The organism is Pedobacter rhizosphaerae (assembly GCF_900111155.1).
Lineage (GTDB): Bacteria > Bacteroidota > Bacteroidia > Sphingobacteriales > Sphingobacteriaceae > Pedobacter > Pedobacter rhizosphaerae.
In genome coordinates this window covers 16,661-39,347 of record NZ_FOGG01000037.1, presented here as the reverse complement: position 1 = coordinate 39,347, position 22,687 = coordinate 16,661, and the positions used below count along the sequence as shown (strand labels likewise).

At 36.7% G+C, this 22,687-nt stretch carries 18 protein-coding genes; 9 read left to right on the top strand and 9 right to left on the bottom strand.

Annotated features, from left to right (window positions below):
- Positions 1 to 171: 171 nt before the first annotated feature.
- Positions 172 to 1,260, top strand: coding sequence for an acyltransferase family protein (locus BMX11_RS20485; RefSeq protein WP_090888182.1), 1,089 nt, complete (start codon positions 172 to 174; stop codon positions 1,258 to 1,260).
- Positions 1,261 to 1,265: 5 nt separating this feature from the next.
- Here the strand turns inward: BMX11_RS20485 and BMX11_RS20480 are convergent, their stop codons facing one another.
- Positions 1,266 to 2,270 carry a glycosyltransferase family 2 protein gene (locus BMX11_RS20480; RefSeq protein WP_090888179.1) on the bottom strand — a complete coding sequence of 335 codons (1,005 nt, stop codon included), beginning with the start codon at positions 2,268 to 2,270 and terminating at the stop codon, positions 1,266 to 1,268.
- 174 nt (positions 2,271 to 2,444) lie between these two features.
- Here BMX11_RS20480 and BMX11_RS20475 point away from each other — a divergent pair, with 174 nt between their 5' ends.
- On the top strand, positions 2,445 to 3,551 hold the full coding sequence (locus BMX11_RS20475; RefSeq protein ID WP_090888176.1) for a glycosyltransferase: 1,107 nt from the start codon (positions 2,445 to 2,447) through the stop codon (positions 3,549 to 3,551).
- 57 nt (positions 3,552 to 3,608) lie between these two features.
- Here BMX11_RS20475 and BMX11_RS20470 read toward each other — a convergent pair whose 3' ends face one another.
- The 7 genes from BMX11_RS20470 to BMX11_RS20440 form a co-directional block, all read right to left on the bottom strand.
- A complete protein-coding gene (locus BMX11_RS20470; RefSeq protein ID WP_245738727.1) occupies positions 3,609 to 4,784 on the bottom strand; it encodes a glycosyltransferase WbsX family protein in 1,176 nt (391 codons plus the stop codon).
- Entirely contained in the window at positions 4,762 to 5,661 is a 900-nt protein-coding gene (locus BMX11_RS20465; protein WP_175474633.1) for a glycosyltransferase, read from the bottom strand. The genes BMX11_RS20470 and BMX11_RS20465 overlap by 23 nt, the downstream gene beginning before the upstream one ends.
- A 9-nt stretch (positions 5,662 to 5,670) precedes the next feature.
- On the bottom strand, positions 5,671 to 6,678 hold the full coding sequence (locus tag BMX11_RS20460) for a hypothetical protein (RefSeq protein WP_090888166.1): 1,008 nt from the start codon (positions 6,676 to 6,678) through the stop codon (positions 5,671 to 5,673).
- Positions 6,671 to 7,504 carry a hypothetical protein gene (locus tag BMX11_RS20455; protein ID WP_090888163.1) on the bottom strand — a complete coding sequence of 278 codons (834 nt, stop codon included), beginning with the start codon at positions 7,502 to 7,504 and terminating at the stop codon, positions 6,671 to 6,673. The genes BMX11_RS20460 and BMX11_RS20455 overlap by 8 nt, the downstream gene beginning before the upstream one ends.
- A gap of 3 nt (positions 7,505 to 7,507) precedes the next feature.
- Positions 7,508 to 9,340 (bottom strand): ABC transporter ATP-binding protein, encoded by a 1,833-nt coding sequence (locus BMX11_RS20450; protein ID WP_090888160.1) that lies wholly within the window; start codon positions 9,338 to 9,340, stop codon positions 7,508 to 7,510.
- 131 nt (positions 9,341 to 9,471) lie between these two features.
- On the bottom strand, positions 9,472 to 10,458 hold the full coding sequence (locus tag BMX11_RS20445; RefSeq protein ID WP_090888157.1) for a glycosyltransferase family 2 protein: 987 nt from the start codon (positions 10,456 to 10,458) through the stop codon (positions 9,472 to 9,474).
- Positions 10,459 to 11,337, bottom strand: a complete 879-nt coding sequence (locus BMX11_RS20440) for a glycosyl transferase (RefSeq protein WP_090888154.1) — start codon at positions 11,335 to 11,337, stop codon at positions 10,459 to 10,461.
- 96 nt (positions 11,338 to 11,433) lie between these two features.
- Between BMX11_RS20440 and meaB the strand changes: the two genes are divergently transcribed.
- Positions 11,434 to 12,330 (top strand): methylmalonyl Co-A mutase-associated GTPase MeaB, encoded by an 897-nt coding sequence (gene meaB / locus BMX11_RS20435; RefSeq protein WP_090888151.1) that lies wholly within the window; start codon positions 11,434 to 11,436, stop codon positions 12,328 to 12,330.
- Between the two features lie 87 nt (positions 12,331 to 12,417).
- On the opposite strand, the gene BMX11_RS20430 is transcribed toward meaB, so the two are convergent.
- Positions 12,418 to 13,707 (bottom strand): aminopeptidase P family protein, encoded by a 1,290-nt coding sequence (locus BMX11_RS20430; RefSeq protein WP_090888149.1) that lies wholly within the window; start codon positions 13,705 to 13,707, stop codon positions 12,418 to 12,420.
- A gap of 171 nt (positions 13,708 to 13,878) precedes the next feature.
- Here BMX11_RS20430 and BMX11_RS20425 point away from each other — a divergent pair, with 171 nt between their 5' ends.
- From BMX11_RS20425 to BMX11_RS20405, 6 genes are all read left to right on the top strand, one after another.
- The gene (locus BMX11_RS20425) at positions 13,879 to 15,231 is read left to right on the top strand and encodes an OmpA family protein (protein WP_090888146.1); all 1,353 of its coding nucleotides are present in this window, start codon (positions 13,879 to 13,881) and stop codon (positions 15,229 to 15,231) included.
- Between the two features lie 115 nt (positions 15,232 to 15,346).
- Positions 15,347 to 15,484 (top strand): DUF6728 family protein, encoded by a 138-nt coding sequence (locus BMX11_RS24430; RefSeq protein WP_175474632.1) that lies wholly within the window; start codon positions 15,347 to 15,349, stop codon positions 15,482 to 15,484.
- Positions 15,485 to 15,505: 21 nt separating this feature from the next.
- Positions 15,506 to 15,886: a RidA family protein gene (locus BMX11_RS20420; protein WP_090888143.1), complete on the top strand. Its 381-nt coding sequence runs from the start codon at positions 15,506 to 15,508 to the stop codon at positions 15,884 to 15,886.
- Positions 15,887 to 15,888: 2 nt separating this feature from the next.
- Positions 15,889 to 16,791, top strand: a complete 903-nt coding sequence (locus BMX11_RS20415) for an EamA family transporter (RefSeq protein WP_090888140.1) — start codon at positions 15,889 to 15,891, stop codon at positions 16,789 to 16,791.
- A 5-nt stretch (positions 16,792 to 16,796) separates the two neighbouring features.
- Positions 16,797 to 18,902: an ATP-dependent DNA helicase RecG gene (gene recG / locus BMX11_RS20410; RefSeq protein ID WP_090888137.1), complete on the top strand. Its 2,106-nt coding sequence runs from the start codon at positions 16,797 to 16,799 to the stop codon at positions 18,900 to 18,902.
- A 478-nt stretch (positions 18,903 to 19,380) separates the two neighbouring features.
- Positions 19,381 to 22,656, top strand: coding sequence for a SusC/RagA family TonB-linked outer membrane protein (locus tag BMX11_RS20405; protein WP_090888134.1), 3,276 nt, complete (start codon positions 19,381 to 19,383; stop codon positions 22,654 to 22,656).
- Positions 22,657 to 22,687: the final 31 nt, after the last annotated feature.

Genomic DNA, 22,687 nt, shown 5'->3' with positions numbered 1-22,687 from the left:
TCAAAACAAACAAAACTTCAAAGCAAAAACAATAGAATTCTAACTGGCTTGCACGAGCAAATTAAAATCCAGCTTGGAAAGACTTAATAAATGTTAAAACCATCTCATTATCAATTTGAGATGGTTTTTTTTGTCATATTTGCAAAGCCACTTATGAAAAGGTATTAATTAATGAATCCAACCCAACTGAAACAGACATCTACTCTAAATAAAAACTTCGATTTTGTAAATACCATCAGGTGCATTTCTATGATGGGAATTCTATTTGAGCACAGTCAAATTGCTCATGCTCCAATGTACAGTACGATTGGAGCAACAATAGTTGAGACGGGAGTATTGCAATTCTTCAAATTTTCTACAATCGCATTTTTCTTGATTGGTGGATTTCTTATTAACCACAAGTTTCAAGAATACTCGGCCATTCAGTATTTAAAAAACAGATTTAAAAATACCGTTAAACCCTGGTTATTTTGGATTCTGGTCTATCTACTTCTTACCATGCTGGATAGAACTGTTGCCTATATGAAAGGTAGCGATGGTGGCCTCATGTTTACTGATTTTTGGGCATATATATCGGATTTAGGATATCGGGTACTATTTTTTAGTCCTTATTGGTTTATACTTAATTTCCTTATCTGCATTACATTACTTTTAATTTTCAAGAAATACTTATATAATTATTGGTTAGGGATTCTGTTTGGCATCATTTCCTTAAGTTATAGTGTCAATCTATATTATAAATGGTTTGAAACTACTCATACTTCAGCTTTATTTGGTTTTGTATTTTATTTATGGTTAGGGGTTTTCCTCAATAAATACTACATCAAGGTAGTGGAATTTATTAAGAAAAGTTCTTGGCTCATGTGGGTATTACTTTATGTAGCCACATTTAGCCTGGGGGTTTGGGAGTCAATGCACCTGATCAAACTAGGAAGTACTGATGCTTATAATACACTTAGAATATCTAATATTATCTATTCATTAGTATCATTTGGAATCTTGCTCAAGATTGGAAGCATTAAAACACTAGATAAACTGAAACCAAGAGAAACCACTTTTGGCATTTACCTTATACATAGTATTGTAATAGAAAGATTTTTACCGTTAATTTTTCAACCTTTAAAGTTAAATGTAGCCAAATTTAATGTTTGGCAAAATACAGGTTTATTGCTAGGTCGTTTTGTGATCGTATATATTCTTTGCTACCTACTTTCATCACTAATTGTTAAAACCAAAATGAAATGGACTGTGGGGCAATAAACCTATCAAAAAACGTTTTTTATACTATTTTTAAGAGCTTTACGCATTTTCTTAAGATTAAAATAAGACAGGCTAAATAAAGCAGGATTAAAGTACCATTTAAGATAAAGACCATTGACTTGATCCGACAGGAGAATAGCGCACCATTTATCAAATAAAAAGCGTTCAAATCGATTAGAATCATATGTTTTTGAAATTCTGTTAGCTAGTTTCAGCTCGCTGAGTAGATTGGCATAATTCGTCAGGTGATCTTTATTCAAATGCCATGAAAAAAGCTCAAAATGTATTTTTAAGGAAAATTCATCAACTGAAACGCCCATCATACTTCTCAAACTGGAAATAATCCTCTGCTCATTCTCAAGCCTTATGGCTAAATGTAGAGCTGATGTGTTATTACTATGCACCCTATAGTCTATCAGTGTTTCATCTAAATTAGCTACTTTCTGACCATTTGACATCCTGATAAAAAGATCGTAATCCTCAGAAATCTCATATTCCTGATATCCACCAATAGCTTTAAAAGATTCGGTTCTAAACATAGTAGTAGAATTCACAAAGGGATTACCAAATAACATAAACATGTTTACAGTATTATCTACAGGTACCCGCAATTGTGCTCCAGTTGCGCGATTATGCTCGTCAATAATGTTGGCATGACCACCACACAATACAACATCTGGATTCTTTCTCAGGAATTGATATTGATGTTTTAAACGATCATGATACGCAATGTCATCAGCATCAAGGATCGCTATATATTTACCCCTTGCAATGTCTAACAATCTATTTCTGGTAAAGATCAATCCCCGATTACCAGCGTTGTGCATCAATCTGATTCTGTCATCTGAGAATGATTCAACAATAGCAACAGTATCATCCGTAGAACCATCATTTACAATAACCAGCTCAAAGTCGCTGAAACTTTGTTCTAATATGCTATTTATTGATTTTTCAATATATTTTTCCTGGTTATAAGCGGCCATAAAAACCGTTATTTCTGGTTGTTTCATTCTTTGCTAATTACAGATACGGAGATATTGAATTAATTTTTAATTTATTCCTATTAGTATCGCTTTCAAATATATTAACAAAAGTAATGAACCGAGGTTAGTGTAATAAAATAAAACTTAATGAATTATTGCTTTACTTTGCAGAAAAACTGATTTCCAATCACCAAAGATTAGATGAAGAAAATATTATTTATCACGCACAATTTAGGCAGAACTGGCTCAGAAATGCTACTTTGGTATTCTTTGATACATCTTAATAAAGAAAAATTTACGCCACTATTATTCACAAAAACTAAGGGAGTGCTTGTAGATCAGCTACCTGCCGAGATCCCGCATTTTTTGCCATACAAGAAGAATCCAAAGCGATCATTAAGATTTTTGAGAACCATTTTAAAAATTTTTAAAATTGATTCTTTAACCTACCAGTTAACACAAATACATAAAAAAAATAATGTAGATTATTGGTATGTCAATACATTGGTGTTGCCAGAAGTTTATTCCATTGCAAACAAATTGGGGGTAAAAATTATTACACATGCCCATGAGTTACCCCTGGCTTATAACTTTAACTCTTACACGGACATGGAGCGAATCATTACTTCCTCCAGCACCTTAATTGGCTGTTCAAAAACGGTTTGTGAAAAGATTAGTGACATGGGAAGACCAGATGTAAAACTGCTTTATGGCTTTATAGATGCGAACAAGATTGTTTGCAGCAAAACAGCGCCTGAAGTTAAGGCTAACACCGGCTTCAATAACGATGATTTCGTTTGGGCAATTTCAGGAAAAACCTCTTTAATAAAGGGTGTAGACTTCCTTGCTTCATTGGTTGCTGAACTTCCCGATAATGTTAAATTTATTTGGATTGGAGGCGAGGAAAATACGGGGATTTACTATTATGCCAAAAAAGCATTGGAAAATAAATTTCCTGGGAGAGTATTATTTCTAGGCGCACAGAGTGATGAATATTATAACTATCTTAATTCTGCTGATGCTTTTCTACTTCTATCTCGTGAGGATTCTTTCCCGTTGGTAATGCTGGAAGCGGCGGCCTTAGGCAAACCTATAGTCGGCTTTAACTCTGGGGGCATAAGCGAATTTGTTAATGAGCAAACCGGCATTGTTATCGATACCTGGAGAGCAAAGGACCTGGCTTCTGCAATGATGAGAGTGAAAGATTATCCTGAGCAATTTTTAGAAACGGAGATCAAAGCACAGGCAGCGCGATACGAAGTGAAAAAACAGGTTTCTAGACTAGAAGAAATACTGGAAGACATATAAAATCCAAACGATTAAACACAATTTGAACTCATTTAAGAATTTAAATTGTGTCTTGATTTATTCTTTATGACTATTGATTTTAACAGCATCCAATCCTTCCTTTAGCGCTTGCAAATATTGATGTCCATATTTTTGATCCGGTTCTAAATGGCAGCCTTCTGCCCATTCATTCCAGGCATTAATAAACATCATTCGCTCATCTCCGTTAAAATTCCGATTGGTGTAATCAGCTGTTTTGATCACCCATTGCTTAAATTTCTCCGGGCTGGAATTGACAAAAACAGTAGCGTCTTTAGCTCTTCGAGCAGAATTATCCCAACTGGGAAATACGGACCTAAAAAATTTATATGATTTTGGTTCTTTCGCAACCATTCGATCAACCATATCCTGATAATCAAAGACTTTATTTTTTAATAAACCACTTGATGCTATTCCAGTTTTATGAGATAATTTTCTTAAAAAATGTCGAATAGGCTTCTTTTTGCTATACTTTTGAAGTTCAAGTGAAAAATCTGGAGCAAATTCCATACTAGCATCGAAATCATGATTTACAGGATCAAAATTTCTCTTAAAGTTTTCTACACGTATTAAATAGAGATCCTCAAATCCTTGTTTTTTAACTTCTTCCCTCCATATATGCACGGCTTGATTAATATTAGGATGGAGTTCGGATCTATACATTAAATATACTGGTTTACCATCTATCTTGATATATCTGTCATCCTTAAAAAATGGCATCAGATATTGTATATGATCCAAATCGTCTTTTAAATCATAGTCTTGTTTAATTAAGACGTTTTTTTCTAATCCATCCCAAGTCCTTGTCCAATTCTCGTTTGCCCAACATAGGCAGAAAGGGAAATCTGGTTTTTTAGATTTAAGCATTTGTTCTACTGGGGTTTCCATTAACAGCTTACCATTAAACCAGTAATGGTAAAAACAGAATCCATAAACTCCATATTCCATTGCAAGTTTCGCCTGATCAACCATAGTATCCAGGAGCCTAAGGTCATAAAAACCTAAATCAGCGGGTAGATGTGGCTGATAGTGTCCTTCAAACTTTGGTTTTGATTTAGTGACGTTAGTCCATTCTGTAAAACCTTTGCCCCACCACTCATCATTTTCCTTAAACGGATGAAACTGTGGCAAGTAAAGTGCAATTGCTTTCAGATCATTTTTGCTTGGAGAATCTTGCATAGTATTTTTAACATTAGTAGCCCATCTTTCTTGCAAAATTAAATCTACTGATCAAATTCCGCTTTTTCAAATCGGGAAAAAACTTGTGATAATCCTTGATCATTTGTGTGATTAGGAATAAATTATATTTGCTTTTGTGTGTATATGACAGGAATAATCTGCTTATCAGACGCCTGTCTTTTTTGCTTAAACCTTTGTATTCTTTCAGCGTACTCAAATTATTAGCAATTTCGGAATACCTAGCCTCCTTTAAATTTTTTGCATTGTTTAGCTCTTCCTTTTGCATTACCGAATTAGTGTGAATTCTATGTAAGGTAAGACACTTATTGAGATAAGTTATTTTATGATGATAAAGTGCAACAAATCCCATCCACCAATCGTAATATCCTAACTGAGGAATAGGTAGTGCATATGAAATCAATTTTCTATCAAACAGCGTAGTATGCCCGGTTACGAAATTATAAAAAAGTAGACTTCTAAAATCCCGATCACCCAGATGAAAGGAAGGATCAAGAAGCATCTTATCTATATGCTCATTCTCCTCATTAATATATGCAGAGTTCGAAAAGATTAACCATTTGTCGCCAATGTGATTAAATAGTAACTCTAATTTATTTAATTCCCATATATCATCCTGATCGCTTATCGCAATATATGCTCCAGTGGCTAATTCTATCGCCCGCTGAAAATTCTTATTAAAGCCTAAATTACTTTCGTTTTCGAAAAGTTTGATCTGTGGGAAAGAATTCATCAAAGTTCTCACCACTTCTACCGTCTCATCTTTTGAGCCGTCATCTACAACAATTATTTCAATATTTCTATAAGTTTGATTAATAATGCTAATCAACTGTTCTTCTACAAACCTCGAACCATTGTAGGTACATAATGCTATGGAAATTAAAGGTTGTTCCAAGGTGATAGATTATACTTTTACAAAAACATCTTTAACGGCTTGCTCAAACTTCTGTTCTTCCATATACAATGCCTCCCTGTACGAAACAAAATTTTTTATCTCATCATTATAATTTTCCAAACAAATGTTGATCATCTGTACAATATCTTTAATATTGTCGTCTACTTTCTCAAAACGATATTTATCTAAGATAGGCATATCCTCGTCGAAAGCAGCTGAACCCTCCCGGCCAATAATCATACAGCAACGCATAATACAAGCCTCACGAGGCATTCTTTCCTTACCTGGATGATAGCCGAAATCAACATATAATTTTGCCCTATTCATGGTGCTTGCTACCTCTTCTGGCGTTAAGCCTTGTAGTGCTACCCAATTTAATTCGGGTGTTTTTTTTATTATTTTTTGGAGAAATTCACCATTCTTTACGGGGTTATATATAATCATATCCTCCTTCTCCACCTGCTCATTCACCCTATTAAAAAACTGCTGATTCATATAATCAGAAATCTGTCCGATTGGATGTATACCTGCTTTCTTTAAATGATCCATCGAAAAATAGGAGTGCCCAATATTTGCAATATTCATTTCCTTAATTTTCTCCAGAGAAGCAAACTCAATTGGATCATAAAGCTTCCTGATCCAATAAGACGGTTTGCGTTTTGTTCTTCTGATCACAGGAGCCAACATCTTATAGTAGTTAGTTACACTAAGCCACCAGATAACCTTATTAATCTTACTCAGTTCTTTTTTAAATATCAGCTCTGGAGAGGTCTCTGGTAAAATGAGAAAGTTAGCTTCAGCATTTTCAACTGAAGTTACATAAGGTACCTGATATTTTTTGTAGAAAGGGTGAACTGGATCATTGTTATCACTCCCAATAGGATAATAGTACATTTTAGCATTAATACCCATTTTTATCAATTGATGCCCAAGTTGGTGTAGTGCCTCGGGGCCGCCAGTTGCAAAATTAGGTGCACAGAAAATATAAATGATAGCGTCGTTCTTTATCTTAAGCATTTTTCTTAACGTCTAATAAATATAATTTTTTGGGCTTAAAAGCCTTAAAAAACTGCCTAACCAAAAATTTAACTGGTTGCAAATTATAAAACCATGCCGTAAACCAATTACCCGACAAGTAGTAGCGGGTTATAGTGGTCGTCATAAATCTACCTCTAAGGGCATTATTATATTTTTTTATAAATTCTTTTCTAAGTTTATAAAAGCTTTCATCAGGATTACCATCACTCTTATGAATGATATTAAAGTCTATCACATAGGCATTAAAACCCAATACATCAGCAACCAGGCATAAATCCGGGCCATAAAGATGAAAGCCAGACAGATTATGGGATAGGGCCAGATTAGCACTATTTTTTACTATCATGAAATTTTCATCTACAGTTTTAGTCCTGAGGGGCAACCTTTTCTCCTTAATCACATTACCTGAACCTTGTGTGAGGTTTGTTGCAATCCATTTAAAGTTTATCCCTCCGGCATTGGCTAAAATTGCCCAATTTGGATCATTATTTTCTATCTCTGCAATTCGTGCGGATAAATATTTCCGATCCTGATCGTGAATAACAATATCCTGATGGCAAAGAATAATATATTTTCCCTTAGCCTGTTGCAGAAATTGGTTGAGACCTTGAAAAGCTTCGAATTTACATCCTTCGGTATTGTCAATAAACAAATACTCACAGCTTTCTTTGTCAAATCCCTTTTCAAGAAAGGATTCCAACATCTCTACGTACTCAGCTTTGCGGGTTACCAGTGTACAAATAGAATACTCATACTCATAAGCCGACAGTGAGATTGATTTAGCTACATTCAAAGCTGTACTCATGGTTTAATCATTAAAAGCTTGCATATCAATTAAACGTCTATATAAGCCATTTTGTGCAATCAATTCACTATGACTTCCAGTTTCTATAACGTTACCTTTATCAATCACAATGATTTTATCAGCATGCTGAATGGTGCTTAAACGGTGTGCAATTACAATCGAAGTTCGGTTTTTCATCAAATTATTCAGGGCATCCTGAACCAATTTTTCCGATTCGGTGTCCAAAGCGGAGGTTGCTTCATCCAAGAGCATGATTGGAGGATTAGCTAAAACGGCTCTCGCAATACAAACACGCTGCTTCTGACCACCCGAAAGCTTATTACCCCTATCACCTACAAATGAAAGATAACCATTTTCGGTATTTTGAATAAAATCATGTGCATTGGCAATTTTTGCCGCAGCAATTACCTCTTCCATAGTTGCATCTGGCTTTGCGAATGCAATATTGTTAAATATAGTATCGTTGAATAAAAACGATTCCTGATTAACAGTTCCCATTTGAGCCCTAATACTTTCTACGGTTAATTCACGGTAGTCGTAACCATCTATCTTAATCGTTCCGGATTTGGGATCATGGAAACGTGGGATCAAATCCATTAATGTACTTTTTCCCCCACCAGATGGCCCTACCAATGCTATCGTTTTTCCCTTTTCTATTACAAAATCGATATCTTTTAAAATAGTTTTATCGCCATAGGCAAATGATACCTTTTCGAGCCTGATTTCTTTACTAAAGCCAGGCAAAACTGTTGCATTTGCTGAATTGATTAATAGTGGTTTGGTATCTATTAATTCCAAAACACGTTCTCCGGCCGCAATTCCTGAATGTATGCCGCTGAATGAATCTGTAAGAGCTTTTGCAGGGCGCATTACCTGGGAGAAAATAGCAATGTAAGCGATAAAATCTGCGGCAGCTAATGCGTTACTCTCTTTATTGATAATTAAAGATCCTCCATACCATACAATTGCAGCAACCATCATTACTCCCAAAAACTCAGAAACCGGTGATCCTAATTGCTGTCTCCGGGTAATCTTTCTTGTTAGGTTAGAATAAAAAATATTTTCCTCGTCAAATCTATGCTTAATTCTTTCTGAAGCATTAAAGGCCTTAATTATTTTTATACCGCTTAATGCCTCATCTAAAAATCCAATCATTTTGGCAAAGGATTCGTGTGATTCTTTGGCTTGTTGTTTAAGTCTTTTAACAATCTTACTAATGATGAATGCTGAAACCGGAATGACTAACAGTGAGAAAAAGGTAAGCTTTGCAGAAATATTAAAAAGTAATACTACATACACTATAAGTGTTACAGGCTCTTTAAACACAACCTGAAGCGTGTTGGTAACGGTAAATTGCACAACCTGCACATCTGATGCTACTTTAGAAATAATATCTCCCTTACGTTCGTTATTAAAGTATCCAACATGCAAGTTCATCACATTATTAAATACTGTTTTACGTAAATTTAGTAATGTATGCACTCTTAAATCTTCCATGTATCTTTGAGAGAAGTACTTAAAAAGGTTAGAGAGAAGCACTGATACAATAATTACTACACACACGTAACCGAGTGTTTTATCTGGACCTATTGTACCTATTGATTCATTTACATATTGCCTAAATTGGCCTAGTATATTAAATGATGATATGGCCTGATCGGTTAGTGTTTGTCCATTTTGGGCTTTATTGTGATTTAATAAAGTTTCAAACAATGGGGATAGTAAGGCTAGATTTAAGGTACCAAAAAGTATGGATAGCAGGGTTGCTATAACATAGGGAATTGCAAATTTCTCAATGGGTTTCGCAAAAGATAACAAACGAAAGTAAATCTTCATTTTTATATAAAATGGAATATGTGAAATGTACGTTGCATGTGAGTCAACGCCATAAAATTTTTAATAAAACTCAGCAAATGTACGGTTTTCGATTTAACCTGTAAGTTTTAAAGCCTCAAGCCTACTTAAAATTACAATCGCTGAATCTTTTTTCCCGTAATAGATTGATTTATAATATTGATCACGTCAGAAATATGAAGATCAGATTGATATTTAGCTTTTAACAACTCCAATCTGGCTCTACTGGCATCAATTTCATTTTTATGTTTGCGATAGTCCTTGTAGCTGTTCCACACCCAAATTTTTCCAGTAATTAATTTAGGTATTAATTCAGTTAAGATTTGTTGCAAAGGATAAAGTAACCTTCTAAATCCCTGCAAATGGATACCTTGAAGAATATAGCGGTTGCGATAATATATTTTCTTTATAAAATTTGATTTGATTTGTGTTTTTGTACTGCCACTAACATGATGAAAACAATAAGATTGGTGCTCATAATAGCATTTCCATCCCAGTTGCCAGGCCCTTAGGCTTAAATCAAAATCTTCTGAAGAAAATGGAGAATATATTTCATCAAATCCTTGTAGTTCTTTCAACTTTTTAGCGTCAACTAAAGCATTTGCTCCTGAAAGATAGGCCGTATAGACGCAATCTTCTGAAGGGTCTTCGCTATAATAAAACCTGTTTGCTTTAATGCGACACCCCCCATAGTATAGCAGTCGGGCAGCATCTTCTATTTTTGATTCGTCGAAACTCATGATCCGTCCCATTACACCAAAAGTGTCTGGTCGGTCAAAATATTTCCATTGATGCTCAAAGTAATCCGGCGTAAGCTTCACATCCGAATTGAGGAGCAAAATCAACTCATATTGTGCGCTTTTAATCCCTTGATTACAGGTGTAAGAAAACCCGCTGTTTTTTTCATTAATTAACAACACTACGTTAGGATAATATTGCTGAATAAAAGAAATACTATCATCCTTAGAGCCATCGTCAATAACAATTACCTCAAAAGCGGTTTGGGCATTTTCGGCGGCAAGAAATACCGAAGGCAGATACTTTTCTAACAAATGCCTGCCGTTGTAATTGGGAATAACAATAGAAATGCTTTTCTGCATCTACTTAACAATTTTATAATTACGGTATTCAAAGAGGCGCAACCCCGTTAAATCTTCAATTTTCTGAAGTACCCTTCTCCTGAAATTCATTTTCGGTGTTTCTTTGCTGAGGTCTTTTTCAAATTTCCAGTTTGCGGCTTCGATTCGAGCCTGAATAACCTTAGGATGTGTTCCTTTAAAATGCACTAAACGGTCTGCATTGTGCATATCGTAGGTTTCCTGAACGGGATAATTCTCTTCAATCCACTCTTCTGTTTGGTAAAACTGGTTAAAATTCCTCACCTTACCCTGCAAACCCTTTGGTGGTTTTACCCAGCCATAATGATATACATAAGCATCAATTAACTTTACTTTTAGCTTTCGATCATCAATTCTAAAGCCTTGAGCGTCTCTGTAAGAACTTACGCCTGGAAGGTTCTTTATGATGCGAACCTCTCTTCTATACCATCGCCTCGATTCTGCAAGATAATCATAAGAAGCATAGAAATGACGGTACTTTAATAGCAAAGCTTCCACATTCTTATTACTCAACTCTGATTCCATTTCCTGCTTAATTACTGGCAGGTAATCTTCATGAATAGCTTCATCACCCTGTATGTAAATCATCCAATCGGTATCATCAGAAATTGCAGCCAATGCCTTATTGGTTTCATCGGCGAATACTTTCCCCCCTTCCCTTATACTGTCATTCCAAGCGGTATTGATGATCCGAATTTTATCAGAATGAATACTTTTGATTAATTCAGCTGTTTCATCTATAGAGTTACCAAGCGCTACAACAAACTCATCGCAAAGTGGTAAAACAGAAAGTATAGCTTCCTTTGCCGGATAATCATTTACTACTGCGTTTCTAATGAAGGTAAAACCTGTAACTTTCATGAATAAATTAAGTAATTGCGAAGGTTGATTATTACCAATTCTACACAATAACGATTAAAAATAAATCTGTTTCTTTGTACAAAGATAGTTTTATTGATGAATACACCTCTATCCATTTTGAGTGAATTGAAGGCAGGTAATTTCAAAGCACTGGCTCGCGCATTGACGTTAGTAGAAAATGAGATTGCCCCTTCTGATCAGCTTTTAAGAAGTTTAAGCCATGAGGTTAAAGTTCCTGTAATAGGTATTACCGGTCCTCCGGGTGCAGGGAAGAGTACGTTAATTAATGCTGTAGTTTCATCCCTAACTGCGCAGGGCAAACGAATCGCCATATTGGCTGTAGACCCTACTTCTCCCTTTAATTTCGGATCGCTACTTGGAGATCGAATTAGAATGGCTACTCAATTTAATAATCCAAAGGTGTTTATCCGGTCCATTGCAACCAGAGGTGCCTTGGGAGGAATTTCTACCAAAACAATTGAAATGGTAGATATTTTGAAAGCGGCCAATTTTGACCTGATTATCATCGAAACTGTTGGCGTGGGGCAATCAGAAGTAGAAATTGCGGGCCTGGCAGATAAAACTATGGTTACCTTAGTTCCAGAATCTGGAGATGAGATCCAGCATATTAAATCGGGATTGATGGAAATTGCAGATTGTTTTGTGGTTAACAAATCAGATCGTGAGGGAGCAGATACTTTCTTTAATAATCTCAAAAAATTAGTTCACAGTGGTAAAAAGACCATCCCCATATTTAAAACCATTGCAGATAAGCAAGAAGGTATTTCTGCGGTAACAGACTGGATATTGGCACCAATTACTGAGGCCAATGCTAAAAAGACTTTGCTTTTAGCAGAAAAAGCCTGGAAAATCATTCAACACCAACGCATGCAGTCGGTAGATAAAAAAAGGCTGCAAGAAAAAATTCTGGCAGCCTCCAATCAAAAAGATTTTAATATTTACCGCTTTGCGGACGAATGGATTAATACTTAACCTAAATGTTTAACTGCTTAACTGTTGAATTGTTTAACTGTTTAACTGTTGAATTGTTTAACTGTTAATTGCTAACCGCTAACTACGTTAGCTATTCATAATAGATTCTATTTCTTCCGCTTCCAATGGAATATCTGCCATTAAATCTACATTTCCATTTGCCGTGATGAGTATATTATTTTCTAAGCGAATGCCTAACCCTTCTTCTGGAATATAAATACCAGGTTCAACAGTTAAGATATTGCCTGCTGCAAATGGGGTATATCTTCCCGCAAAATCGTGTACATCTATACCTAAGTGATGTGAATTGCCATGCATAAAGTATTTTTTATATGCCGGATAAGCTGGATTTTGATTTTTCACATCTGTTGAAGAAATTAATCCGAGTTTGATTAACTGTTCTGTCATGATTTCACCAACTTGTTCATGATAGGTATTCCAAATTGTTCCAACACCTATAAGCTTTATAGATTCTTTCATCACATGCAGTACCGCATTATAAACCGCTTTCTGTCTTGGGGTAAATTTTCCGTTTACAGGGATGGAGCGGCTCATATCGGCATTGTAATTAGCGTACTCTGCTCCAAAATCAAACAGAATAACATCTCCATCATTACACACCTGATTATTATCGTTGTAATGAAGAATATTGGCATTATGTCCAGAAGCGATTATTGGGGTATAAGCATGCCCTGTAGCACCTTGCTTGATAAACTCATGAATAATCTCTGCTTCTATTTCATACTCTTTAACCCCGGGTTTGGTAAACTTTAACACCCTCACAAATGCATCGCGGGTTATGGCACTGGCCTTTTTAGTTAATGCGATTTCTACATCTGACTTTACCGCACGCAAATCACGCATAATAGGGGCCGATCTTTCGTAATGATGTAAAGGGTACTTAGATTTCATTTTTTCGATAAACCGAATATCACGAAAAGGCACTTCATGCGCATAGCGATCATTTTCATTCGTATTTAAGTAAATATGTTCCGCGTAATTAACAATGCTATGCAAAATATTATCGAAATCTTCTAACCAATAGATGCTTGTTATGCCTGAAGCTTCTTTTGCTTGTTCTTTTGTATATTTATAACCTTCCCAAACCTTAATATAATCATTTGTCTGTCTTAAAAACAGGACTTCTCTGTACAAAGGATTAGGACAATCAGGATAAAGGAGTAAAATAGTCTGCTCCTGATCTATACCTGATAAATAAAACAGATCGGGATTTTGCTTAAAAATAAAGTTTTGGTCACCACTTCTTGGAAATTCATCGCTGGCATTGAATATGGCTAAGGAATTGCTTTTTAAGCGTTTAACGAAGTTCTTTCTGTTTAATACAAATAGCGACTGATCGATAGTTGGATATTTCATAAATGAAGTATTTTAGTACGAATAATGGCCAAATGTAAGAAAATGATTAGCACCTGAGAAGTTTGGAACGGAGTTTGTATAAAAGTTTGAAAATTTAAAAATTTGTTTAATTTTGCGATTACTAAAAAATTAATCAATTAAATTGTTTAACCCTTAAAAAAGAAAAAGATTATGAATTATTCTACTTTAAAGAAAAGTCTTGCTGTTTCTTTAGTAGCTTTAACAGGACTAGCTTCTGTTGCTGTTGCTCAAGATGCTCCGGCAACGACTTCTTCTACCAAGGTATTTGGTGGAAGAGGACAGTACAGAACATGGTCAATTGGTGTTAACGGTGGTGTTTTAGCTCCTGTTATCGCAATCGGCGGTTCTAATGATTTCAACAAATGGGATGTTAACTTAGGTTACGGTTTAAATATCCGTAAACAATTAGGTCACTCATTCGCTTTAGAATTAAACGGTTTACGTGGTAAAGTTTCTGGATCAAATGACGTTGCTCAGGCTCCAGGTACTACAGTTAGAGAATTCGAAACTGAATTACAATATGCTGTTGATTTACGTGGTGTGATCAACGTAGGTTCTATCGACTTCTTACGTCGTGAGAACTCTGTTGGTTTCTTCGTTACTGCGGGTGGTGGTTACTTAGCTTATGCTCCAAAAGTAACTTATACTAACGGCACTGTTGTTGATTGGAAAGGTAAAGCTACTGGTCCAGTTGGTGACAAACACGAAGCAAAAGATTACACAAAAGGTTTCTATATTCCAGTTGGTGCTGGTGTTAAATTCAAAGTTTCTGAGCGTGTTAACTTTAACTTAGGTTACACTATGAACTTTGTTGACGCTGATAACTTTGATGGAGTTTATGCAAAAGGAACTACTAAAGATAAATTCTCTTACGGTTATGCTGGTTTAGAGTTCTCTTTAGGTTCATCTGCTAAACCTAGCTTAGAGTGGACTAACCCATTAGCTACTATGTACGATGAGTTAAAAGATCCTACTTTACGTCAAGAAGTTGAAGCATTGAAAAACCGTGTTTCTAACGTAGAGAAATCTGTTGAAGATTTGAAAAAAGATACTGACGGTGACGGTGTTGCTGATCAATTCGACAAATGCCCAGGAACTCCTGCTGGTACTGCTGTTGATGGTTCTGGTTGTCCACTTCCAAAACCTGAGGCTGCAACTGCTCCAGCTAGCAATGTAACTGGTTTCGAGAAAATCTCTTTTGATTTCAACTCTTCAGTTTTAAAAACTGAGTCTTACCCAACTTTAGATAAATTATCTTCAGTGTTACGTGAAAACGGTGGTAAAGTAACTGTTAACGGTTACGCTTCTAGCGAAGGTACTGCTGCATATAACGTGAAGTTATCTAAAGACAGAGCAAACTCTGTTAAAACTTACTTAGTAAATTCTGGCGTTAGCGCTAGTCAAGTTGCTACTAAAGGTTTCGGTGAAGCTAATCCAATTGCTTCTAACGATACTGAAGAAGGTCGTATCCAAAACCGTCGTGTTGAAACTGCTAGAAACTAGTATTTCAATATAACTGATTAGAAAAAGGGTTCCGAAATTCGGAGCCCTTTTTTTATTTGCTCATTTTTTTCCATGATGATTATAAATGCTAATCGGTTTTCTCTAAGTTTGTATTATGTATTTCTTCAGAAAAAAAGATCCTAACCGGCCAACCAATATTAATATTAAAATCATGCATTTCATCAATGCATTGGCCATTGCCATTTTTTTAGCAGGAATCATTTACAAGCTCATTCAATGGCTTACCAAATAACCATACCTCTTTAAATTGATTATGAAACAAATTATTAATACAACCAATGCACCTGCTCCAATAGGGCCATATAGCCAGGCGGTTAAAGCTGGTAATTTCTTATTTATCTCTGGCCAAATCGCTATCAATCCGGAAAGTGGAGAACTTAATATCGGCAACATTCAGGAGGAAACTCATCAGGTAATGCGTAATTTAAAGGCAGTATTGCTGGAGGCAGGCTTAACTTTCGATAATGTGGTTAAATCAAGTATCTTCTTAAGTGACATGGATACCTTTGCACAGGTAAATGAAGTTTACGGACAATATTTCAGTGCAGATTTTCCTGCGCGCGAAACTGTTCAAGTATCTGTTTTACCCAAAAATGTTAACGTTGAAATTTCAGTGATTGCCATAGTTGAATAGTTTTGGCATTAGGAAAGAGTAAATATTTTTTAGCAGGCATTGTTCCCTATATTATCTGGGGAACAATGTCTATCCCACTTCGTAACATAAAAGGTTTTTCTCCACCCGAGATTTTATATTACCGCATATTTGCATCGGTTATATTGGTTTGGCTGGTTGCCCTTATCTTTAGAAAAGAGGCGATCAAAAAGGATATAGCACTAATTAAATCTTTAAATGGCAAAGAAAAAAAACGTTTATTGCTATTTACAATCATATCTGCTTTCCTGATTACCGGTAACTGGTTTAGCTACATTTATGCAGTAAATAGCGTGAGCCTCAAGGCCGCGGCCTTTGCCTACCTGGTTTGCCCTTTGCTTACCGCATTAAGTGGCTTTATAATTTTAAAGGAACAGCTTACAAGAGCTAAAATAATCGCATTAATAATTGCCTTTGTAAGCATCATATTATTAGCTACAGGCTCCTTAAACGAGGTGCTTTGGGCAATTGTTATCGCATCATTCTATGCCCTGTATGTAATTGTATTAAAGGTAATAAAAGGGATTGATAAGTTTAACCTGCTGGGGATCCAGCTTATTCTTTCAGGCTTATTGATGTTACCCATGTATATCATTAGTTCAAATCCTTTCCCCACAGATACCTATTTCTGGTGGCATATTATTTTAATTGCTATAGTTTTTACCATTATACCTTTATTTTTAAATTCTTACGCATTGCTAGGCATGCCTTCCTCAGCCTTAGGGATATTAATTTATTTAAATCCGATTGTAGCTTTTACGGTAGCCTTTTTATACTTTAAAGAGCCAATAGATTTACACCAGATCTTTTCTTACTTGCTTTTACTGGTATCGATAATTATTTTTAATGCACAATTGATAAAAGGCGTTGCTAACAAGAAACAGTAAATATTTTGTACCATTCAATTTTAGACACATCCGTTGAGTTTATTAAAGGCGTAGGGCCTACTAAAGCTGATGTGCTTAAAAAAGACCTTGGGTTATTTACTTTTCGTGATATGCTTGCCCATTATCCCTTTAGGTATATCGACAGAACCAAGTTTTATAAAATCAATCAAATCAATCCAGACTCCCAGTACATTCAGATTATTGGTCGGGTTATTAGTAAGAAGGTTATAGGGGATAAACGTGTAAAACGCATTATTGCTGTTTTTAAAGATGAAACGGGTATCATGGAACTGGTTTGGTTTCAAAGCTTAAAATGGGTTGATACCAATATCCAGGTAGGGGTTGCCTATGTCGCTTTCGGAAAGCCAAACCTTTTCAACGGGACATTTAGTATTTCTCATCCAGAAATGGAATTGTATCAAAACAGGCATCTTGGAAGAGGAAATCTGACCTTACAACCCGTATACAATTCAACTGAAAAATTAAAGAAGTTTAACCTTGATTCTAAAGGTATACAGAAATTAATTGCGGGATTACTGGATCAGGTGATTCCCCAGGTTACTGAAGATCTTCCCCAATATATCCTGGACAAATACCAGCTACCAGATAAAAGAACAGCTCTGCTAAATATTCATTTTCCTAAAAATCAACAGGATTTAAATGCGGCCGAAAGGCGTCTTAAATTTGAAGAACTCTTTTATATCCAACTTCAATTACTGCATAACAAACAGCTTAGGCAACTAAAATTTAAGGGTGCAAGTTTTGAACTTGTAGGCGAAAAGGTAAACCGGTTTTACAAAGAGTTTCTACCTTTCGAACTGACAAATGCGCAAAAGCGGGTAGTGAAGGAAATCCGGATAGATACCCAACGTGGCGTACAGATGAACAGGCTTGTTCAGGGAGACGTTGGAAGCGGTAAAACAGCCGTGGCGCTTATGAGTATGCTGCTGGCCAATGACAATGGCTATCAAGCCTGTATGATGGCTCCTACGGAGATTTTGGCACGTCAGCACTATGCTTCAATTATAAGCCTTGTTTCTGATGATCTGGTGAAAGTTGCTATCCTGACCGGAAACACGAAAAAGAAGGAGCGTAACATACTACATGAGCAGCTTGAAAACGGAGAAATTGATATCCTCATCGGTACGCATGCCTTAATAGAAGACAAAGTTCAGTTTAAAAACCTGGGATTAGTTGTGATTGATGAACAGCATCGATTCGGCGTGGAACAAAGGGCAAAACTCTGGCGTAAAAATGTTATTCCACCACATATTTTGGTGATGACGGCTACACCCATCCCCCGTACGCTCGCCATGACTTTGTATGGAGATTTAGATGTTTCTGTTATAGATGAATTGCCTGCGGGCCGAAAACCTATTGAAACCAGGCACCTATACGAGGGGCAGAGGTTGAGAATGTTTGGCTTTATGAAGCAGGAAATTGCTAAAGGCAGACAGGTTTATATCGTTTACCCATTGATTAAAGAAAGTGAGAAGCTTGATCTCTTACACCTTGAAGCAGGGATTGAGCAACTAAGTTATCAGTTTCCCCGTCCTGATTATCAAATGAGCATTGTTCATGGACAAATGCCAAATGCAGACAAACAATTTGAGATGCAGCAATTCATTGAAGGTAAGAGCCACATCATGGTAGCGACAACAGTGATTGAGGTTGGCGTAAATGTTCCAAATGCTTCTGTCATGGTTATCGAAAATGCAGAGCGTTTCGGCCTATCTCAACTCCACCAATTAAGAGGAAGAGTTGGACGGGGCGCTGAACAGTCCTTTTGTATCTTAATGAGTGGCAACAAACTGAGTAAAGAGGGCAGGATAAGATTGGAAACCATGGTAAAAACCAACAATGGCTTTGAAATTTCGGAAATTGATTTGCAGCTGAGAGGCCCGGGCGATATTACCGGCACACAACAAAGTGGTGTTTTAGAGCTTAAACTTGCTGATCTGGCCAGCGATCAAATTATTCTATCGGAAGCCAGAAATACAGTAATTGCACTTTTCGAGGATGACCCACAACTGGACAAGCCGGAGAATTCAATGCTAAAGGCTTATCTTCAAAAACTTCAGAGAGGAATCTCTTTCGATAAGATCAGTTAATTGGAGATAATAACCATCTCAACATAATTTTTCTTCAAAAATTCTTTCTTTACAACAACGCAAACGATTGCATTATTTATCCTACAATATGTAGTTGTAAAATAATTTTTTATCAATCAGCCCCTTTATTTTTATTGATTTACCCCCGCTCCAAAATTGATAATAATTTTTATATTGCGGTAACCAAGTATAAACTGTTTAGCTAGATACACCCCTCTTAGGGCAATCCCGCTCTGTAGTTAATAAGCCCTGATACCCACAAATTATGTGATAATACAGGTTTTATTGGTTGAAAATTGATAATTGTAGATTCGACAAGTAAAGAATACAAATCAAAGTGCCCCTTGAGGGGATCATGAGTCGTATATCTTAACATTATCGCCTAAGCGTTTTAATAATACACAAAAAACACTCAAATACTTACTTATATGTAAACCAAATAACTACAAATTATCTAACCAAAAATTAACTAGAACCTATGAAAAAAAATCTATTGAGATCTTTTGCTAAGCGTAGCCTGCTTCTTGTATTCGGAGGATACTGTATACTTTCTCCGTTAACGAGTATAGCTGCTAGTTGGCTTTCTACCGAAAAAGAGCCGGCCGATCTTTCCAAACTACTACTTAAAGACATCATTGTAAAAGGCCAGGTAAGTGATGTTAAAGGAGGTCCGCTTCCCGGAGTTAGCATTAAAGTGAAAGGGGGCACTGCCAGTACTGTAACCGACAGCAATGGAAAATTTAGTATAAAAGCACCAGAAGATGGAGTTTTGGTATTTACCTATGTTGGTTATGTAGACCAGGAAGTGCAGGTAAAAAACCAGACCAGCATAAATGTCAATTTAGCTGAAAATAACCAAAACCTATCGGAAGTTATTGTGGTGGGCTACGGCACACAGAAAAAAGCGGTTGTATCAGGGGCTGTTGCTGCCGTTAAAGGTACTGAACTGGCAAAATCATCATCGGTAAATTTAACCAACTCATTGGCAGGCCGATTACCAGGTGTTACTGCGCTTCAAAGCAGTGGAGAACCAGGTTATGATGGTTCAACCATTAGAATTCGGGGAATTAATTCATTAGGAAACAACAATGCCCTGATCGTAATTGATGGGATTCCAAATCGGGCCGGAGGTATGGAACGCTTAAATCCGAACGACATTGAAAGTGTATCGGTTTTAAAAGATGCATCGGCAGCTATTTATGGCTCGCAAGCTGCAAACGGTGTAATTCTCATCACCACCAAATTGGGTAAAAATGGGAAACCCCAATTTTCTTATGATTTTAGTTATGGCTTGCAACAACCTACCAGAATTCCTAAAATGGCCAATTCGCCACAGTATGCAGAGATTTTAAATGAGCTCAACATATTTGGTTCGGATCTTAACCCTAGCGAATGGTCGGCCGCGTGGAACAGTTTTAAAACCACTGGAGTATATCAATCTCCCACCGGAAAAACACTCAATGCAGCCTATACCCCTGACCAAATTAGAAAACTCGCAGATGGTTCAGATCCACTGCGTTTCCCGAATACAGACTGGTTTGATACGACATTTCAGGAATGGTCGCCTCAACAAAGACATAACGTACAAATTAACGGAGGAAGTGAGTTTGTGAAGTATTTAATCTCCCTTGGTTATTTAGATCAGGATGGTTACTACAAAAAATCGGCTACCGGCTACAAGCAATACGATATGCGTATTAATCTTGAGGCTAAATTGAGTAAATACATCACCACAACACTTGGAGTAACAGCCAGAGAAGAAGCCCGTAATTTCCCAACGGTAAGCGCTGGTGATATTTTTAGGTTTTTGATGCGGGGAAGACCAACCGAAATTGCCGTATGGCCTAACGGACTACCGGGAAGGGACATTGAATATGGGTATAACCCCGTTGTATCTACCACTGATTTAACCGGATACAATAAAGATATCAGAGATTATCTTCAAACCACTGGTAAAGTGGAAATTAAAATTCCGGGAGTGGATGGATTAAAAGTAACCGGAACAGCTGCCATTGATAAATATTCGGGCAGACAAAAAAACTGGCAACTTCCCTGGACACTGTACGATTGGGATAAGAAGACCTTTCAGGCAGATGGCGTTACACCTGTATTAACCGGGACAGTACGTTCTCAGTACACCGACCCAAGACTTAGGGAAACAGCTGGGGGCCAATTGGCAACCAACTTAACCGGTATGATTAATTATGATAAAAAATTAGGAGATCATACCATTGGTTTAATGGCTGGTGTAACCCGCGAGCAGGTAACGAATGATGGATTTACGGCATTCAGAAGGTATTTCTTATCATCAGCTATTGAAGAATTATTAGCCGGAGACGAAAGAGAGCAATCGCTGGGGAATAATCCCGGAGATCCAAACAACTTATATAACAGAGCACGATTAAGCTATTTTGGAAGAGCTGGGTACAACTATAAAGAAAAATACCTGGCTGAGTTTCTCTGGCGTGTAGATGGGTCTTACATCTTCCCTACTGCAAGGAGATTTGGCTTCTTCCCTGGTGTATCATTAGGCTGGCGCTTATCAGAAGAGGCTTTTTTCAAAGACAATGTTAAATTTATTAATAACTTAAAATTAAGAGCTTCCTGGGGACAAATGGGTGCTGAAGCCTATTTTGGAGATGCCCTTCAAGAATATCAATACCTCAGTTTAATGAACTTTGGCAGTTACGTTTTTAACGATGCCATTACAAAATCCATTTTTGAAGGCAAGGTGCCCAACCTGGATTTTGGCTGGGAAGTAGCTAACAATACCAACATCGGTTTAGATGCGTCATTCCTGAATAACAAACTGTCTTTAGAATTTGATTATTTCTATAACAAACGAACCAATATCTTAATTAGCCGTGGAAGTTCTATTCCTGAAAGTTCGGGAATTGTAGATCGTCTGCCGCCTGTAAACCTGGGAAAGGTAAATAACAAAGGTTTTGAATTTAAACTAAGCTACAATGATCAGATCGGAGATTTAAATTTCGGTGTGAGTGTAAACGGGGGATATGCTAAAAATAAAATCATTTTCTGGGATGAAACGCCAGGTGCTCCGGAATGGCAACGTTCTACCGGCAGGGTAACCAACTCCTGGTTAGTTTATGATTATGACGGAGTATTTAAGGATCAGGCAGAAATCACCGCGAATAGAATTAATTATAGTGCATTAACTAACAATTTGCGCCCTGGCGATATGAAATTCAAGGATATCAACGGTGATGGCAAAATTAATGCTGACGATAAAATCCGATTGGACCAAAACGGTACACCTACTTTTACCGGAGGGGTTAACTTTAACGTTCAGTATAAAGGATTTGACCTTTCAGTGCTCATCCAGGGGGCAACAGGTGGAAAGCAGATTGTGGGAATTACAGAGTCTGGCGACATAGGAAACTTCTTAGAATGGTCTTACCTCAACCGTTGGAGCATTGATAACCCAAGTTCGGTAAACCCTCGTCTATCCAACCGTGGGGCAACCTATTATACCGATGGTAATAATGCCTTAAATAATACCTACTGGTTAAGAAGCAACAACTATATCAGACTGAAAAACATCGAGTTAGGCTACACACTACCTACCAATTGGCTCGAAAAAGTTGGTTTAAACAGCGTTAGACTTTACGCAAATGGACTTAATCTGTTCACCGTAGATAAAATTAAAATTTGGGATCCTGAATCTACCAATTCAAGTGGTCAGTATTATCCGCAGGCAAGAGTAATCAACTTTGGTATTAAAGCCGCTTTTTAGAAAGGTCCTACTGTTTATCAATTACAATGAA

Excerpts from the sequence above, each read along its gene's own strand:
- BMX11_RS20485 (WP_090888182.1), top strand. The coding sequence starts at position 172 with ATGAATCCAACCCAACTGAAACAGACATCTACTCTAAATAAAAACTTC.
- BMX11_RS20480 (WP_090888179.1), bottom strand. The coding sequence starts at position 2,270 with ATGAAACAACCAGAAATAACGGTTTTTATGGCCGCTTATAACCAGGAA.
- BMX11_RS20475 (WP_090888176.1), top strand. The coding sequence starts at position 2,445 with ATGAAGAAAATATTATTTATCACGCACAATTTAGGCAGAACTGGCTCA.
- BMX11_RS20460 (WP_090888166.1), bottom strand. The coding sequence starts at position 6,678 with ATGCTTAAGATAAAGAACGACGCTATCATTTATATTTTCTGTGCACCT.
- BMX11_RS20455 (WP_090888163.1), bottom strand. The coding sequence starts at position 7,504 with ATGAGTACAGCTTTGAATGTAGCTAAATCAATCTCACTGTCGGCTTAT.
- BMX11_RS20450 (WP_090888160.1), bottom strand. The coding sequence starts at position 9,340 with ATGAAGATTTACTTTCGTTTGTTATCTTTTGCGAAACCCATTGAGAAA.
- BMX11_RS20445 (WP_090888157.1), bottom strand. The coding sequence starts at position 10,458 with ATGCAGAAAAGCATTTCTATTGTTATTCCCAATTACAACGGCAGGCAT.
- BMX11_RS20440 (WP_090888154.1), bottom strand. The coding sequence starts at position 11,337 with ATGAAAGTTACAGGTTTTACCTTCATTAGAAACGCAGTAGTAAATGAT.
- meaB (WP_090888151.1), top strand. The coding sequence starts at position 11,434 with ATGAATACACCTCTATCCATTTTGAGTGAATTGAAGGCAGGTAATTTC.
- BMX11_RS20430 (WP_090888149.1), bottom strand. The coding sequence starts at position 13,707 with ATGAAATATCCAACTATCGATCAGTCGCTATTTGTATTAAACAGAAAG.
- BMX11_RS20425 (WP_090888146.1), top strand. The coding sequence starts at position 13,879 with ATGAATTATTCTACTTTAAAGAAAAGTCTTGCTGTTTCTTTAGTAGCT.
- BMX11_RS24430 (WP_175474632.1), top strand. The coding sequence starts at position 15,347 with ATGTATTTCTTCAGAAAAAAAGATCCTAACCGGCCAACCAATATTAAT.
- BMX11_RS20420 (WP_090888143.1), top strand. The coding sequence starts at position 15,506 with ATGAAACAAATTATTAATACAACCAATGCACCTGCTCCAATAGGGCCA.
- BMX11_RS20405 (WP_090888134.1), top strand. The coding sequence starts at position 19,381 with ATGAAAAAAAATCTATTGAGATCTTTTGCTAAGCGTAGCCTGCTTCTT.